This is a genomic window from Calditrichota bacterium (assembly GCA_013151735.1).
In the GTDB taxonomy this organism is placed as follows: Bacteria; Zhuqueibacterota; JdFR-76; order JdFR-76; family BMS3Abin05; genus BMS3Abin05.
On record JAADHR010000016.1, the window covers coordinates 1 to 16,595 of the forward strand.

Consider the following 16,595-nt stretch of genomic DNA (forward strand, 5'->3'; position numbering starts at 1 on the left):
GACTGAAAAAACAAAAAAACAAGTTTAATCGGGATGTCCTGAAAAAGCAAGGAGTTTAACGCTTACATGCTGAGGTTTGCCAATTCATTTGCATTGTATTTTTTGATCTTAATTCCGGTCTGGATCGCCTTTTTTTACTGGGTCGGAAAAAATAAACAACGAGCCCTGGAACGGTTTGGAAATCTCCTGGCGTTGAAAAAGCTGATGATTTCCTACAGCGGGAAAAACCACCGCTGGAAGAATGCACTTTTGATTTCAAGCTACGCCTTTTTTATTCTGGCGCTGGCCCGACCGCAAATTGGCACCAAATTGGAAGAAGTAAAACGCAAAGGTGTGGATATTTTTGTGGCGATGGATGTGTCCCTTTCGATGAAGGCGGAGGACATCAAACCCAACCGCCTGGAGAAAGCCAAACACGAGGTGGCCAATTTAATTGACCACTTGCAGGGCGACCGCATCGGGTTGATTGCTTTTGCCGGAAATGCCTTCGTTCAGTGTCCGCTGACGCTGGATTATTCGGCCGCCAAAATGTTCCTGGACATTATGGACACCGACCTTATCCCTCAGCCGGGTACGAATATCGGAAAGGCCATTTCCGTCGCCATGAATTCCTTCGTCCAGAAGGAACGTAAGCACAAGGTCTTGATTATTATTACGGACGGCGAAAACCTGCAGGGCGACCCGATGAAAATGGCTGATGCTGCAGAGAAACAAGGCGTGGTGATTTACACCGTGGGAATCGGTTCACCCCAGGGGGTGCCCATTCCCCTCTACGACGCCAACGGAAAGAGTCTCGGGTTCAAACGAGATCAAAATGGCAATGTGGTGATGACGAAATTAGACGAAGTAACGCTGGAGAAGATTGCACTGCAAACGGGCGGAAAATACTACCACGCCACGTCCGGTGAAATGGAGCTGAATAAAATTTACGCGGATATTTCAAAGATGCAGAAAAAGGAATTGGCCTCCCGGATTTATTCGCAGTACGAGGACCGGTTCCAGTATTTTTTGGCCATAGGATTGGTTTTGTTACTTCTGGAGATGTTTATTCCCGAACGGCGAAAAATTAAGGCCGAATGGAAGGGACGGTTCGCATAAAAAATCTAAAAGTAAACATCAAAATGAAAAAATTAATAATCGTACAACTGTTGTTTCTGGTGTGTGCTCTTGCGTTTGGTACAAGTCTTCACGCGGATACGGCGCGGTCTCGTGTGAAAAAGGGAAATGAGGCGTTTAAGAACAAGAAATTTGATGAAGCGCTGAACAAATATCAGGATGCACTGCTGAAAAATCCCGAATCTCCGCTCATCCACTTTAATGTGGGTGATGCCCTGTATAAAAAGAAGAACTACAAAGAGGCCCTGAAATCCTATCAGAAAGCCCTGAACTCAAAAGATATTCACGTTCAGGAGCAGGCCTATTACAATTTGGGGAATTGCCTTTACAAACTGGGCAAATTGCCGGAAAGCATTTTATCGTACAAAGAAGCGCTCAAACTTGATCCGAACGATCGTGACGCCAAATACAATCTGGAATATGTTCGCCGCAAACTGAAGGAAAACGCCAAAAAGAAACCGCAGAACCGGCGGCAAAACCAGCAGCAGCAGAAACAACAACAACAGCAGCAACAGAAGCAAAATAATCAGAAGAATCAAAATCAACAGAAAAAACAACAGCAACAACAGAAACAGCAGCAACAAAAGCAGGGCCAACAGAAACAGCAGCAGAAGCAGCAGGCTCAGAAGCAGAAAAAGAATGAAATGAGCAAGAAGGATGCGGAACGCATTCTGAATGCGCTCAAAAATGATGAGAAAAAGCTTCAAAAGAAACGGCAGATGCACGCCCGGGGCGGTCGTGCCCGGGTGGCAAAAGATTGGTAACCGTGATGGAATCAATTGTGGCGTAAAATGAACGGAAGAAGACTTTTAAACGGTGTCGGATTGATTATCTGGCTTGTGGCTTCCCAGGCCTGGGCCGGGAACCTATCGGTCCGTGCCTATTTGAATCAGAACCGCATATCGGTGGGGCAGCAATTTTCCGTATCGGTGGAGGCATCCGGCAGCGGGGCCAGTAAAATATCGTCGCCGAAGCTTCCGGACATTTCAAAATTTGCTGATTTTATGGGAAGCAGCAGCTCTCAAAGCATTCAATTTATCAACGGCAGTATGTCCGTTTCAAAAACCCTGATTTACTATTATCGAGCAACCCGTGCGGGAGCTTTTACCATCCCTCCGATTGTGGTCAAAGTGAAGGGAAAAACGTACAAAACCAACCCGTTAACCCTTCTTATTCAAAGCCGAACGCCTTCACAACCGCCTCCTGTGGCGGGAGGGCAGCAGCCTTCGGCGAACCCCAGAACGGGTACAGGCGCGAAGAGCAGGTCGAACAGTACCCTTTTCCTGCGGGCCCTCGTGAACCGGCGGAAGGTTTACCAAAACGAGCCGGTTGTGGTCACCTTTCGGATTTACACGCGTGTATCGGTTACCGGTTACGGCGTTAAATCGCTTCCCAGAACGGAGGGGTTTTGGGCGGAAGACATTCCCTTACCTCCACGGCCTCAAACACGAAATGAGATTTTGAACGGCGTCAAATACGTCGTTGCCGATCTTAAAAAAATGGTACTTTTCCCAACCGCTCCCGGGAAAAAGGTGATTGATCCGATGGTGGTGACCTGCCAGGTGCAAATTCGGAATACCCGACGCTCCCGGGACATTTTTGATGATTTTTTTAATGACGATTTTTTTGGCAAGCAGGTGGAAAGGGACATCCAATCGCAGCCGATTACCATTACCGTGCTGCCCCTGCCGGAGGAAGGAAAACCGGCCGATTTTTCCGGGGCCGTGGGCACCTTTAACATGACGGCCAAACTCAGTAAGGATTCCGTGAAAGCAAATGAGGCGGTGACACTGACCGTCAAAATTTCGGGGACCGGAAATATTAAAATGCTCCCGGAACCCAAAGTGACCATCCCCCCGGATTTTGAGCGGTACGAACCCAAAATCACCGAGAAAATCAATCGAACGGCAACGGGTGTTCACGGTTACAAAACATTCGAGTATGTGTTGATCCCCCGATTTCCCGGTGAGCAAAGAATTGCTCCGATTTCTTTCAGCTATTTTAATCCGGTCAAAAAAGCCTATCAAACGGTTCATTCACCGGAGTTTGTGGTGCACGTCAAACCCGGTGCGGAATCCGTGGTTTCTTTGGGGGAAGGCCTTTCAAAAGAAGACGTGCAACTCATTGGAAAAGACATCCGGTTTATCAAAACGCAACCGCCGGAATTTCAAAAAATAAACCACTTTTTTTACAAAACAGCCTTTTTCTGGTTGATTGTGTTTTTCCCGCTGATTGTATTGGGAGGGGCTTTCGGTTACAAACGCTACCAGGACCGGTTGACCGAAAACGTGGCGTTTGCACGCAGCCAAAAAGCCAACCAAATCGCCAAAAAACGGCTGCAAAATGCAAAAAAGATGCTGGCCGTCGACACACAAAAGGAATTTTTTGCGGAGATTTCAAGGGCGCTTCTTGGATTTTTTGGGGATAAATTCAATTTGCCAACGGCCGGAATTATGACAGACGAAGTGGAAAAACTTCTGCGCGACCGCGGGGTGGATGAAGAAACCATTCGCCGGTATCTGGACTGTCTGAGGACCTGCGATTTTCAGAGATTCGCCCCGGCGAACAGCACCCTTGAGGATATGAAGCGCTGTTTCGACGATGCCAGTCAGGCCATTATTCGGTTGGAAAAGGTGATTTAGATGGTGAGTTTTAGGTTTAAACAGTTTGACAGAATGAGCCCGTTAAACACGATATCCGGTATGTCCGGCTCAAGATTCCGGCAGGTTATGGTGTTATGCCAAAGGTGGATTGGGAGAAATAAATGAGGCAATTTTCCAGGACATCGATTTTCGTTTTGTGGATTATTTTTGGAATAACGTCTCTTTTGCATGCGGATCAGAAGATCTATTTGTACCAAAAGGGAAATGAGGCGTACCAGAAGGGACAGTACGCAGAAGCCGTTTCCGATTATCAGCAAATTCTTAAAATGGGTTACGAATCCCCGGAGCTTTACTACAATCTTGGGAATGCCTATTACAAACTGCACAAAATCGGGCTTTCGGTTTTGTACTACAATCGGGCGTTGAAACTGGCGCCGCGGGATGAAGATATTCGCCATAATCTGGAGTTAGTCAACCTGCGGGTGGTTGACCGTATTCCCTCGATACCCGAGCTCTTTTACATCCGCTATTTTAAATCCTTTCAGAATCTTTTTGGTACGGGCACGCTTTTCTGGATAACCGTCGTTTTTTATGTGCTGATGATTCTTTTTCTTGTGCTGGCCCTGCTGGTCCGAAATCACAGCCTCCGCAAAGTGGCCCGCCGGCTGGCCTGGGCTTTGGGTATTTTGTTTGTGGTCTTTGCATTTACACTCAGTACGAAGGTCTGGGCGCAGACGCATACGGTGGAAGCCGTTGTTCTGGTACCGAAAGTCGACGTGAAAAGTGCTCCCTCCCAAGACGGCACACTGGTTTTTTCCCTGCACGAAGGCGTTAAGGTACGGGTTGAACAAAAAGCAAACGGCTGGTTTGAGATTAAGTTGGCCGATGGAAAAGAGGGCTGGCTACCCGCAAAAACCGTAGGGACGATTTGAGGTTTTTTGGGGGGGCGGTTTTTTTTATTCACCACAATAAGTTGTGGTGATGGTGTATGTGGTTTATATTTTGGGTATGGTTTCTGTTTTTCACCACAATAAATTGTGGTGATGGTACAAGAGTGTGATTTTCCCGTTTTACCACAATAAGTTGTAGTGATGGTACAAAGGCGTGGGGGGACACTTATTTTGAAAAAGAGGCGTTGTACCATCACGCGAATTTATTGTCTTTACTGAAATTTCAGTGCTTTGGTTTCCGTGAAATCTAAGCAATAAAATCCTTTGTGGAACAAAAGACAGGCAATTCTGACTCTTCCCTCCAATGACATTTTCTCGGACAGCCCTTTCGGTGGCTTCGAGAGATTGAATTCGGGAGATTTGAAACTTACTCCGGTTTCTCCAAAAAGGCGATTGGGCTAAAGCCCATTCCTGAGGGAAAGCCTCTTCGTCCACGACCTGAAGGTCGTGGCAAGTCAGGTTTCCTGATTCCCATGTTGGTTCAAACATAAACAATCCTCAAACCAAGTTGAATTCACTCAAATAATTAAACCCCATGGAAATGGTTTCCACTATTTTAGCCCCACTTCCTTTCCCACAATATTAATCGTGAAATTTTGTGAGAACGATCTTTATTATCAAAACCATTACACCCGTTTCAATTTTTTTGAATAGCCACGACCTTCAGGTCGTGGATGAAATGGAAATCAATTATCTGCCGGGCTTTAGCCCAAAAATTCAAAAAAATAGTGGGTTAAAGCTCTAAATAACAAGAGTCAACTCCTTCCTCGAGCCAAAGCTCGTGGCAATGCAGTTCTCTCGGACACCCCCGCGTCAGGGGGGAAGTCAAAAAGAAACTATGTCCTATTTTCAAAAAAATCATTATCCTCATAAAAAAACAGTAGAACCCTTTTTTTATTCACCACAATAAATTGTGGTGATGGTACAAGAGTGTGATTTTCCCGTTTCACCACAATTGTGGTGATGGTACAAAGGCCTGGGGGGGTATATCAGACCTGTTTTGACAGACCGAAAAAGTGTTGTACCATCACCTGAATTCATTGGGGTGATGGTGCTTTTACGAAACTTCCCCTCCGTACGTTCCATACCGAATGGCCGCGTCGTAGGCTGCGACAATATTTTCCGGCGGCACATTTGCCTGGATGTTGTGCACGGCACAAAATACAAATCCCCCGCCCGGCGCAAAAATTTCAATTCTCTCCCTTACATGAGCGGCTACGCCTTCGGGGGTGCCCCGGGGAAGGACAGACTGAGTGTCCACACCCCCGCCCCAAAAGGTGAGCCGGTCACCAAATTCATCTTTGAGCGTTTTCGGGTCCATTTTGGCAGCAGAGGTTTGCACCGGATTCAAAATGTCCACGCCGGCATCGATTAAGTCGGGGATGAGATCGTACACGGACCCGCAGCTGTGCAAAAACAGGTGCAAGCCGGAGTGTTGCTTGGCGTACTGGTAAATGGTCTTGTGGCGGGGCTTGATGAGTTCCCGGTACATGTCCGGTGACATCTGGGGGGCATTCTGTGTGCCAAGATCGTCACCCATTTCGATGATTTGAATGTGATCGCCCACGGCCTGAAGAAAACCCTCCAGATTTTTCAGATGAACCTCCACCATTTTGTCCATTAGATCCTGAACAAAGGGTTCGTTCATAGCCAGATCAACCATGAAATTTTCCCAGCCGCGCAATCCCTGCCCCCATTCCAGAATGCTTCCCCCGAAACTGCCCATAATGGCAAAATCCGTTTCTTCGTACAGGGTTTTGGCTTTTTGTTCAAGGGATTTCAGTTCCTCGTCAGTTACATACGGCCAATTGTAAGTTTCAATGTCTTTTGAGGAAGCGGCTTCCGCCAGGGGCCAGTAGCACTGGTCGAAGTAGAGGGCGCCTTCCGGCATTCGGGCTGTCTCGCGGATGCCGTCCGTAAGAACCCACCCCCCGTTCCTTCGAACCGGGTAGGATGATTTCAAGATTTGTCCCAGCGATCCGTCGGGCAGAGGCCAGTCTTTCCAGTTTTCGGGATCTTGCCCGAACGTGTGGGTCAAATCCACCACATCAATTTGAAATCGCTCCAGCAGCCAGGGTTCGGGCTCGGCCAATTGCTGGCCGATATCGTACACGCGGGTGGTGCCGCCGGAAATGCCAAGGTATTTTTTGAGACGGTTGTACGCAATGGCCATAATACCGGTGGAGCGCATTCCTCCCAGGTCAATAGGAACCCGATCCGGTTCTTCGTGTTGAAGGGTTTTTAAAACCCGCTCTCGGGATGTCATTTCAGTACTCCGGGTAAAATTTTGTATGTGTAAACAGGCGTAAAAAATGAGAGGCAAAAAGGCAGATTGTTGAGTTGAATATCTGTTGGGAACGTACCGGCATCAAAAGACCGCTTCCAGATTGAGATCAAGGGTTTTTAACAGGGAAGACCGCAGGTGGTCGGATTTTGAAAAGGTTCCGCGCAGCTCGTAGCCGTCGATTGTCCAGACAAATACGTCAATCGTTTCTTCCTCGGGATCTGCAATCCAATATTCCTTCACACTGTAGGCATAATAAAGCTTTTTCTTGATCGTGCGGTCCAATTTTGCAGAAAAGGGAGAAACCACTTCGATGATCAGATCAGGAGCCCCCTGAATGTTATCCTCGGTAATAATGGATTCCCGGTCTCTGGAGATGAAAAGAATATCGGGCTGAACAATGTTAATCGCGGATAAAATGACATCCAGTGGAGCCGTGAAGATTTGTCCAAGAGAATGTTCTTTAATAAAATGAGCCAATTGAATAAACAAATTGCCAACCAATTTCTGGTGACTGGTTTTAGGTGAAGGTGCCATGAGAAGTTCCCCTTCAATGATTTCATATCGTTTTCCGTCGTTGGGAAGATTTTTGTAGTCGTCGTAGGTAAAACGCTCTTGCAGGGAAGGGTTTTTTAGGATGTGTTCCATTTGGACGCTCCCTCGTGTTAGATTCACATTTAAATTATTAAAGAATAAAAAAGAATGCAAGCGATAATTTAAAAATCTGAAAATGGCTCCACGTTCACACTGAAAACCGCGAGCTATCTGAATGACGCTTATGTAACTTCAATAAAAATCTATTTGTGAAAATTCGTGAAATTAACGGGTAAAGGCCTTGATTTTTTGTCGGAAATGGAGTACTTTTAACAATCAAAAATAGTTTTCTCTGCGGTTCTCTGTGTTACGTTTTTTTGAGGTTACACAGAGAAGCACTGAGGAGCACAGAGTACCCCAGAGGGTTTTGGCAGAGAGATTTTTATGAAGGTTGTTAACTACAGTTTGTGCCTTGTTGTTTTTTTCCTGATCGGTTTTCCTGTCGGGGTGAACGCCCAGACCGTTCCCCACGAGCTTATTGTTAAACTGCGCCAGCCGGGACTTGTTACTGAAGAAAAAGGCGAATTTAGGCCTTCTCCCACGGTGTTTAAATCCGTTCAAAAATCCCTGATAACAGTCAGTCCCCTGTTCCGACCGGCATCTTCTTCGGGGAAGTCTCTTTCAAAACAGGCCCGCGCCTTTAAAAAGTCATTTTTTATCTTACGAACCAAGACATCCGTCAATTCGGACTCTTTGCTCCGGGTTCTTCGGGCATTACCGCAGGTGGAATACGCCGTCCGCAATCACCTGTTTCGGGTGGATTGGACGCCCGATGACCCGGATTTGAGCAAGCAGTGGGGACTCCGGAAAATTCAAGCCGAACAGGCGTGGAATGTGACCCGGGGCGATCCTTCCGTTCTTCTGGCGGTCATTGACACCGGAATCGATTACGATCACCCGGACCTGAAAAAGGCCATCTGGATCAATCCCGGCGAGGATTTAAATCACAATGGCCGGGTGGATTCCTCAGATTTTAACGGAGTGGACGATGACGGCAACGGGTTTGTCGATGACATTCAGGGATGGGATTTTGTGGATGCTCCCAATTATCCGGATGGCGGTGACTACCGAAATCGGGACAACAACCCCGCCGACGAGAACGGGCACGGAACAGCGGTGGCGGGAATTATTGCGGCAACAGCGGATAACGGAATCGGTGTGGCCGGTGTGGCTCCGGGCTGCCGGGTGATGAATCTTCGGGCCGGAACGAGCCGGGGCTTGCTGGAAGAAGATGACGTGGCAGCTGCCGTGATGTACGCCGTCGAAAATGGGGCGCGCGTAATTAATATGAGCTTTGGCGATGTGGCGATTACCCCGTTTTTGCGGGATGTCATTCAATTTGCAACCGAGAGTAACGTGCTCTGCGTGGCCTCGTCCGGGAACAGCGGTAACAGCAAAATGCACTACCCGTCCGGTTTGCCGCAAACCCTTTCCGTGGGTGCCTCAACGGCCTACGATGCCCGTGCCAGTTTTTCCACATACGGCATTTCACTGGATTTGGTGGCACCGGGGCAGCAGATTTTAACCACGCTTCGCAACAACTCCTACGGGGAAGTCAGCGGTACATCGGCAGCCGCTCCCTTTGTGACGGGCAGCGCCGGATTGGTGCTGTCGCAGCACCCGGATTTTTCGGCCGAAATGCTTAAACAGGTGTTGATTTCGACCGCTGACGATCTGGGAGAAGCCGGTTGGGATTCCACCTTTGGCGCCGGCCGCCTGAATGCATTCCGGGCCCTTGAGGTCTCCGATGCCCCGGTGGCTGAAATGACCTCTCCGAAAATGGATCAGGGGTTTTCCGGAGGCACGATCGAAATCACCGGAACCGCCTCATCTCCGCTGTTCCGCCAGGCCCGAATCAGCGTGGGCACGGGGGATAATCCTTCGGACTGGACACCCCTGAAAAGTCTGTCAACCTACCAGGTAATTGACGACACCCTGGCTGAATGGTCGGTCCCTCAAACAGCCGACACCAGCTTCACTCTTCGGCTACAGGTTTTAAATACGGATGGAACGGAGGCGGATGATTTCGTCCGCGTTTTTGTCGATCACACGGCGCCTGTCGTCAGGGATTCTCTGATTCTTCAGGCGATGCTATCGGGCAACCGACGGGTGCTTCTGGGCGAATTTGCCACCGATGATGTGTGTACAGCCGCGCTTTTTTACAGAGATCATTCGGATACGGGGCCGTTCCGGATGAAAAGTCTTCCCTTTTCAGGGCGAGCAAACAGCTTTTTAGTGGATCCGGTTTCATTTCCTGATCAGGGGGATTTTTACCTGACCCTCCGGAACCGAGCCGGACTCGTCCGACGCCTTCCAGAAGGAACGGGGCTGATTCATTTCGATTTGACCGATGCCTTTTATCCCCAAATTCTGGAAGAAACACGCCCCATCTCCGTTCCTTCCGGGTATCTTCTGCCCGATCTTACTGATTTTAATCAAAACGGGCAGCCGGAACTGGTTCTGAATCAGTACAAAAAAAACGGCCAGTCGTTTGGGCCGCTGGCTATTTACGAATGGAATGGCCGGGATTTCACGGAGGTCTATCAGACTCCTTATGTGGCGATTCCCAGAGACACGGGGGATGTCAACGGGGATGGGCACACCGAGCTGCTGGCCGGTGCCGGAGGAACCACCTATCTGTTTGCACGCGGCGCCGATGGCTGGCCTTCCCGGCTGGTCTGGTGGGATTCCACCGATGTATGGGCGAGTCGGCTGGCCGATCTGGACGGCGACGGCAAAAAAGACATCCTGGCGCGAAAAGGGTCGGTATTTACCCTCTTTCACAACGCGGGTGATTTTCAATTTGTGCCCACCGATTCCTTTCCGAATCCGACAGCCGGGACCAACGGCACGGGGGTTCCGCATGTGGAAATCGGGGATTTTACGGAAAATGGGCAAAAGGATCTCCTGTTTGGCGATTACGACGGTGATGTGTACCTGTACGAAGTGTCCCCCGGCGGAGCGCCAAGGGTGATTTGGACCGATCACCTGCCTCTGATGGACACCATTGATTTCCTCGCGTCCGGCGATTTTGACGGCAATGGCTCCACGGATTTTGCCGTGGGCTGCCATTCAAAACCCGACATCGATCTGGAGCACGTGTTTGACAACCGCCGGTGGTTGGTACGGATTTACACCCACGTGGCCGGCGACAGCTTTGCCGTGGCCTGGCAGCAGGAGTTTTACGGGTTTCACTCACCCAAAAATTTTCCGTCGGGAATGACGGCCGGGGACGTTACGGGCGACGGCCGTGCCGATTTGCTGCTGGGCTTTTACCCCAATTTTTACGTGATTCATTTTGATGCTGCCTCAGCCGCCTTCGTGCCTGTTTGGTGCGGCAGTCCCGCCCGGACAAATTCCGCTGTGACGGGTGATTTGGATGGTGATGGCCGGAACGAGCTGGTGTACGATTCGGGCAACGGACTGCAGCGGTTTCAACTGCCCGGAGGAACTCACATCAGACCCAAATTTTTTGAAGATTTTAAGGCAATTCCTCTGGACACCGAGCGGGTGGCTCTGAGCTGGAAAACGGTGGCAGCAGCCGTTTCATTCCGCATTTTTCGGGCGGAACTCAATGCATCCGATTCCATTCAGATTGGAAAGACCACGGCCGATACGTTTTTGGATTCTACGGCACACGAAGGGCAAATCTACCGCTACTGGATTCTGGCGGAAAAGAATCGGGAAACGCAGACATCCTCCCCCAAAATGGCGCGTCCGCACCGGCCGGTTCGGCTCGATTCTGCAAGGGCTGTTTTACCCAACCAATATCGGCTCTATTTTTCAGAAGGCATTTTGCCAAAGTCGGTTCAGCGGGAGTCCTTTACGCTTGTTCAGCCCGAACTTTCTTCTGTCAATCGAAAACGTCATCCGGTTTCGTTTGTGGTGGGGCATGGCGGCAGGGAAATTCTCCTGACGGATTCCCTGGAAAGCGTGCCGGCCGGAACCGTTCAGGTTTCGGTTTCCGCTCTTTCTGATTCGGAGGGGACGCCCGTGGATGTTCGTTTCCGGCGGGCGAAGATTGCAGTGCCCTCTCAAATTTACACGCCGTATATGACCCGGGCGGATTTTTTGCCGCCCAATCACATAAAACTCTGGTTTAATGAACCGATGGATTCTCTTTCGGCCGTTCTTCCGGATCACTACCGGATCACACCTTTTATCGCCGTTCTGAAGGCAAGCTGGAACCCGGCCGCACCGGATCAGGTCCTTCTTTCACTCGGACGCGATCGTCCGATCGGGGCACTGGGTGTGCGCTATCAATTGACCGTTCAGGGCGTCAAAAACCGACAGGGGATTTCTGTTGAAAAAGGACGCGGCGATCACAAAACCTTTCAGTTTTATCGAACGGATTTGTCTCGGGTATTCACGTACCCCAATCCGGTGCGTTTGGGAACGGATACAAAGGTGATTTTTGCCAATCTGACCCGAACCGCAACCATCTGGATTTTTAATCTCCAGGGACTTCGGGTGGCTTCGCTGGAAGAAAGGAATGGAGACGGCGGAACGGCCTGGGATTTGAAGTTGGCCAATGGTGAGTACGTACCCGCGGGAATCTACATTTTTCGGGTAACCAACGGATCGGAAACGAAAATGGGAAAATTTGCGGTGATCAAATGACAGATCAAAAAAAACCGTTTTTAGTTGTGGGAGTCACCGGCATTATGGGCAGCGGAAAGACAACCGTGAGCCGGTTTCTGGAAGAGAAGGGTGCCCGGGTCATTAACACGGATGCTCTGGCCCGCCGGCTGATGGAGAAGTCGGATGCGGTACGCGAAAAAATCCGACGGACCTTTGGCGAGGACAGCTACACACCGGACGGTCGTTTGAATGCGAAGAAAATGGCGTCGCTTGTTTTTGAAAATCCGGAAGCCCTTAACCGGTTGAACAGCATTGTTCATCCGGAAGTGATTCATGCCATTCGGGATGAAATCCGCAAACTGGCACAGGCCGATTTCCGCGGAATTCTGGTGGTAGATGCCCCCTTGATTTTTGAAACGGGTCTTACCGGTGTGATGGATGAAATTCTGGTCGTGGCGGCTTCTGAAGATGTGTGTGTACAAAGAGTGATGGCACGCAGCGGATTATCGGCAGAAGAGGTGCGGGCCCGCTTGCACAATCAATGGCCACTTGAGAAAAAAATCGCCCGGGCAGACCGGGTGATCTGGAACGATGGGACGCTTGAACAGTTGAAAGAACAGGTAGAAAAAATCTACCGGGACTGGCAAAAACGAATTCAATAGGAAAAATATGGGAAGATTTTTAAACCCCTCCTCCGGCCGATTTAAGGGATTTCTCCTTTTAAGTGCGGTTATGCTTATTCTGGTGCTTTTATTTTACACCAAAAGCATCGTGGAAGATTTGCGGGACGAGTCGCGTTCGATTATCGAGTTTTACGCCAATCTCTACGCCCGGGCGGCCTCCACGGAGAGCGACACCGATCTCAGCTTTATTTTTGATGAGATTATTCGACGGACGAATTTTCCGATCATTTACACCGACAAGGATAACAATCCGGTTTCCTGGAAAGGAATTGGGATCAAACCGGAAGATCGGCGGCCGGAAAGTCTGGTCAAAGTGAAAAAAATAATGGAGCGGATGAAAGAAATCGCAACGCCCATTCCCATTCACTACAAGGACATTACACTGGGGTACCTGTATTACGGAGATTCCGCTACCATTACCAAATTGATCTGGTTCCCGTACATTGAAATCGGCGTTATGGGACTGTTTCTGTTTATTGCCTTCATGGGATTTGCGGCCATTAAGCGGGGCGAACAACGCCTGATTTGGGTGGGAATGGCCAAAGAAACAGCCCACCAGCTGGGAACCCCGTTGTCCTCGCTCATGGGCTGGATTGAGCTTCTGGACGAACGCACAAAAAACGGAAAGGCTGTTTCCGACATAATCACGGAGATGCAGCAGGATGTGCTGCGGCTGCAAAAAGTGGCCACGCGTTTTTCTCAAATTGGCTCCCGCGCGGATTTGGAAGGGCGAAATTTGCAGGAGCTGATTCAAAATGTGGTCACTTATTTCAGACGACGTCTGCCCCAGTTGGGGAAGAAGGTTGAAATTACCCTGGAGATGACGGAACTCCCACCGGTAGCCATAAATCCCGATTTGATGGAGTGGGTGCTGGAAAACTTAATCAAGAATGCCCTGGATGCCCTGGATAAAGAAAACGGAAAAATAACGATCACAACCGGCCTTGTGGAAACGAATAAAAATCGCGTGTTTGTTGACATCTCGGATAACGGAAAAGGAATTCGGTACTCCGATCGGAAAAAGATTTTTAAGCCCGGATTCAGTACCAAAAAGCGTGGCTGGGGCCTGGGACTGAACCTGGCCAGGCGGATTGTGGAAGAGTACCATCACGGCCGTCTGACAATTCGGGAAACACGTCCCGGGGCGGGGACCACGATGCGCATCGAACTCCGGTTGGATTAAGTTGAGAGAGAACGACCCGAGATAGAGACGTGAGAAGTCCCCTCTAAAAAGAGGGGATTGAGGGGTGTGTCTCTCATCTTTTTTCTTCACAAAATTCCAATGGTCTAAAAATAGTGCATTCATGCAAGAATCACACTGCATTTTAATTAAAACGGAATCAGGATCCTCAAAAAATGACGGAAAATGAAAAACAACAGCCCCTTGTGGTAACAGATGAAAATTGGGAAGAGGTATTCTGGGAAATGGCGGCTGTTTCGCCCTATCTTGAAACGTATTTGAAGTCCTATCTTCAAATGTACACCAAACATCTGGGCCCGGATTGGGTCGAAAAAGTAAGCCAGTTTTTACGGCTGATTTACGGCGAAAACCCGGCGGAAGCCCTTGAATTTTATGAGCAGAATTTGTCCCACTATCCGCCCAATGCCTGGTTGATTATTTTTGTTGCGGACGCGGAGTGTTACCAGAAAGCCCATTACTTTGACGCGAGGCATCTGTACCGGCAGGCCGAAAAAGAACTCCCGGACTTTCCGAAAATTCATCTGGATCTCGGGCTCATTTTCATGTTACTGGGGGATTGGAAACAGGCACTCACCCATTACAACCAAACCTTTGCATGTGCTCCAAATGATCCCATCAACACAACCGATCTTCAGGCAAAGGCCCTGTTCAATCAGGCTATTATTTACGCCAACTATTTGCACGACGTTCGCAAGTCGGCTGAGCTGCTACGGAGCGCGCTTGAAATTCGCCCCGATTACGAAATGGCCAAACGGGCACTCAAAAATATGAAACAGAGCATTATTTAGCGACAGCGGCGTTTCACATCTAAATGAAAAAGCTAAGACACCCAGATTTTGAGGATTAAACGATGCACCATCATCCGCCCAAAAAGGACATTAAAGATATTTGGATTCCAACCGCGCTGGTCGGAGAAAAGCTCTGGCAGTTTTTGGATGAAACCTTTGTTAATCGTCCCAAACCGGAATTAAATGACCGGGCCCTGTATGAGGTTCTGCCGGAGGAAGATGGGGAGCCCCGCATTCGGGAGTACCTGGGATCCTTTCCGCCCCGTCCGGGGAAAACGGTCGAGGATGTCCTGAACGATGCCCGAATCACGGCCGGTGATTTCAAATATCACGAGGCCTACGAAAAAAGCGGGGGATTGCTGAATATTCTGCTGCCCCGTCCCAATGAATTGTATGATGAAAAATGGCAATCTCTGCTCGAAACCTATTATGTAACCCTTTCCTTTTCCTCCGTTCAAAAAAAGGAGGAGCGGCTCCGCCAGTTGGGAATGATCTGGAACGACACGCCCAATGAGATTTTTTCCATGTTAACGCCCGCACAGGTTTGGGCCGGCGGCGGACTTCGGGAATCGGATTTGCTCACGCGCTTTTTTGAGGAAATTACCTACCGGTTTTCCAAAAAAATCAAGACGGAAGGAGAGGCCATTCTAAGGAGCCTGCTCTATTTGCGAAGCTGGCAAAGCGTTCCGCTGATGGAGTACCAGTTCCAGACCGCATTCACGGTGATTCGGGACGAGCGGGAGGAGATCCGCAGAAAGAAAGAGGCTCTGATTGGGTACCGCCGGCCGGTGATTACATTTCATATTCTCGACCAAATGGATCCCGTGGCCGAACAGATTGTCGGCGTGTTGGATCCCCTGTACGACGCTCCATTTGTTGAATCGGCCCTCAAAAATTGGGTGCAGATAAAACCGAAAACGGCCTCAAAGGAGACGACAAGGGCTCTTGCTGGGGCCGTGGCTTTGATCACCGGGAAGCAGCTAAATCGTGCCGTAACGGCAGAGCACTTTGCCGAAATTTTCGATGCAGCCCCGGAAGAAATTGAAGCGATCAGTGAAAAATATGGAACAAAATTCAATAAAAATAGGTAATAATAAAAAATTAAGCGATGCATTCAGGTCCTCTTTTTTTCTTCTCTGAGGCTCTCTGTGTTCCTGTTTTTTGGTTACACGGAGTACCACGGAGGAGCACAGAGTACCACAGAAAGGACAAGGATCCGATTCTGAATGCCGATTGAATAAGCTGTTATTGCTAACATTTAACTGAAAAGTAAGTGCTTTATTGAAGAACCAAATAAATCATCGATTCCAATATGGCAATGAAAGCCTGGACATAAAGGAGGTTTCCTTGCAGATACCGGAAAATTTCAAGGCGGGATATGTCGCGCTGGTTGGGAGACCCAATGTTGGGAAATCAACTTTGCTGAATGCGTTACTGGGTACAAAGTTGGCCATTACTTCTCCCAAACCCCAGACCACACGCCATAAAATCCTGGGTGTTCTAACCGGTGAAGACTACCAGATGGTATTTTTAGACACCCCGGGTTTGATTAAGCCTCAGTACGAATTACAGTCCGTTATGGTGAAAGCCGCCAAAACGGCCATCGGGGATGCCGATGTGGTGGTGCTCATGGTTGAGGCCAGTGAGAGTCCCAACGCCATGGATCTGGACATCCTGGAACAGTTGAAACCCCTCAACAAACCCATGCTGCTGGTGATCAACAAAATTGATCTGATTCACAAAGACGCGCTTCTTCCTCTCATGGATGCCTATTCCAAAGCGCACCCGTTTCTGG

Annotated in this window: 12 protein-coding genes; 10 read left to right on the top strand and 2 right to left on the bottom strand. The window is 49.2% G+C overall.

The window, feature by feature from the left end; translation table 11 throughout:
• The first annotated feature begins 66 nt into the window (after positions 1–66).
• The 4 genes from GXO76_00600 to GXO76_00615 all read left to right on the top strand — a co-directional run bounded on the left by GXO76_00600 (position 67) and on the right by GXO76_00615 (position 4,651).
• On the top strand, positions 67–1,098 hold the full coding sequence (locus GXO76_00600) for a VWA domain-containing protein (protein ID NOY76343.1): 1,032 nt from the start codon (positions 67–69) through the stop codon (positions 1,096–1,098).
• 23 nt (positions 1,099–1,121) lie between these two features.
• Positions 1,122–1,880 carry a tetratricopeptide repeat protein gene (locus tag GXO76_00605; GenBank protein ID NOY76344.1) on the top strand — a complete coding sequence of 253 codons (759 nt, stop codon included), beginning with the start codon at positions 1,122–1,124 and terminating at the stop codon, positions 1,878–1,880.
• A 27-nt stretch (positions 1,881–1,907) separates the two neighbouring features.
• Positions 1,908–3,758: a protein BatD gene (locus GXO76_00610; GenBank protein NOY76345.1), complete on the top strand. Its 1,851-nt coding sequence runs from the start codon at positions 1,908–1,910 to the stop codon at positions 3,756–3,758.
• Positions 3,759–3,880: 122 nt separating this feature from the next.
• Positions 3,881–4,651, top strand: a complete 771-nt coding sequence (locus tag GXO76_00615; GenBank protein ID NOY76346.1) for a tetratricopeptide repeat protein — start codon at positions 3,881–3,883, stop codon at positions 4,649–4,651.
• Positions 4,652–5,726: 1,075 nt separating this feature from the next.
• On the opposite strand, the gene GXO76_00620 is transcribed toward GXO76_00615, so the two are convergent.
• A complete protein-coding gene (locus tag GXO76_00620) occupies positions 5,727–6,935 on the bottom strand; it encodes a methyltransferase (GenBank protein NOY76347.1) in 1,209 nt (402 codons plus the stop codon).
• Between the two features lie 102 nt (positions 6,936–7,037).
• Positions 7,038–7,574, bottom strand: a complete 537-nt coding sequence (locus GXO76_00625; GenBank protein NOY76348.1) for a Uma2 family endonuclease — start codon at positions 7,572–7,574, stop codon at positions 7,038–7,040.
• Positions 7,575–7,931: 357 nt separating this feature from the next.
• Between GXO76_00625 and GXO76_00630 the strand changes: the two genes are divergently transcribed.
• The 6 genes from GXO76_00630 to era all read left to right on the top strand — a co-directional run.
• Entirely contained in the window at positions 7,932–12,167 is a 4,236-nt protein-coding gene (locus tag GXO76_00630) for a S8 family serine peptidase (protein ID NOY76349.1), read from the top strand.
• Positions 12,164–12,790 (top strand): dephospho-CoA kinase, encoded by a 627-nt coding sequence (locus GXO76_00635; GenBank protein ID NOY76350.1) that lies wholly within the window; start codon positions 12,164–12,166, stop codon positions 12,788–12,790. Before GXO76_00630 ends, GXO76_00635 begins: the two co-directional genes overlap by 4 nt.
• A gap of 7 nt (positions 12,791–12,797) precedes the next feature.
• Positions 12,798–13,994 carry a sensor histidine kinase gene (locus GXO76_00640; protein ID NOY76351.1) on the top strand — a complete coding sequence of 399 codons (1,197 nt, stop codon included), beginning with the start codon at positions 12,798–12,800 and terminating at the stop codon, positions 13,992–13,994.
• Between the two features lie 173 nt (positions 13,995–14,167).
• Positions 14,168–14,800, top strand: a complete 633-nt coding sequence (locus GXO76_00645) for a tetratricopeptide repeat protein (protein NOY76352.1) — start codon at positions 14,168–14,170, stop codon at positions 14,798–14,800.
• A 62-nt stretch (positions 14,801–14,862) separates the two neighbouring features.
• Positions 14,863–15,891 (top strand): hypothetical protein, encoded by a 1,029-nt coding sequence (locus GXO76_00650; protein NOY76353.1) that lies wholly within the window; start codon positions 14,863–14,865, stop codon positions 15,889–15,891.
• A gap of 256 nt (positions 15,892–16,147) precedes the next feature.
• Positions 16,148–16,595, top strand: a 448-nt coding sequence (gene era / locus GXO76_00655) for a GTPase Era (GenBank protein ID NOY76354.1), incomplete at its 3' end; no start/stop codon positions are given.